The organism is Promicromonospora kroppenstedtii DSM 19349, assembly GCF_000515355.1.
In the GTDB taxonomy this organism is placed as follows: domain Bacteria; phylum Actinomycetota; class Actinomycetes; order Actinomycetales; family Cellulomonadaceae; genus Promicromonospora; species Promicromonospora kroppenstedtii.
This window is the reverse complement of record NZ_KI911624.1, coordinates 1-687: the sequence shown is the minus strand read 5'-3', so window position 1 is coordinate 687 and position 687 is coordinate 1. Positions and strand designations below refer to the sequence as shown.

The following is a 687-nucleotide window of genomic DNA, read 5'->3' as shown; positions in this document are numbered from 1 at the left end:
GGAGGTGCGCCACACGGACCCGTCGGCGGCCCGGTGGAACGTGGGGTCGCCCGGACCGTGCCCGAGCGGGCCGAGCGTCAGGCCGACGTCGAGCCGCCGCGGCGAGGTGTGGCGGACGGTGAGCACATCCCAGTGGACCACGCCGGGAGGGGTTCACCCCAACCGCTCTCACCCCACCGAGCGCCCGGCCTCCAGCCGGGCGACCTCACGCACCACCGTCTCGACGAGCAGGCGCTGGCCGAGCGGCCGGAAGTGTCCCGCCAGCGGCAGCTCGACGTTGCGCGCACCGGGCAGCCGGCCGGTCTCGGGGATGTGCGGGTCGAACCGCGGGTAGACGGCGGTGATGCGGTCGTCGACCAGCAGCTCGCCCGCGAGCGCCAGCAGCACGGGGTCGCGCGGGTCGAACGACCGCAGCGCCCGCGAGAGCGTGTACCGCGCCCAGCTGGAGCCGGAGAAGGGTGTGGCGACGGCGACCATGCCGAGCACGCGGGCGCCCGTGGGCGAGAGCATGACGCGCTTGCCGATGAGCCCGCCCTTGCTGTGTGCGACGAGCACGACGCCGGACAGGTCGGCGCGCTCCAGGTGTGCCGCGACGACGTCGGCGGACTCGGGGACGGGCCGGGCGTTGTGCCGCAGTGCGGGCACGGCGTGCACCGGGTGGCCCGCACGGGCCAGCGCGCTCGCCAC

Annotated in this window: 1 protein-coding gene; it reads right to left on the bottom strand. The window is 76.0% G+C overall.

The genetic code is table 11. The annotated features are described in order from the left end of the window. Window positions 1–168 precede the first annotated feature (168 nt). On the bottom strand, window positions 169–687 hold a 519-nt coding region (locus PROKR_RS33940; RefSeq protein WP_036960346.1), incomplete at its 5' end, for an acetyltransferase and hydrolase with the alpha/beta hydrolase fold protein.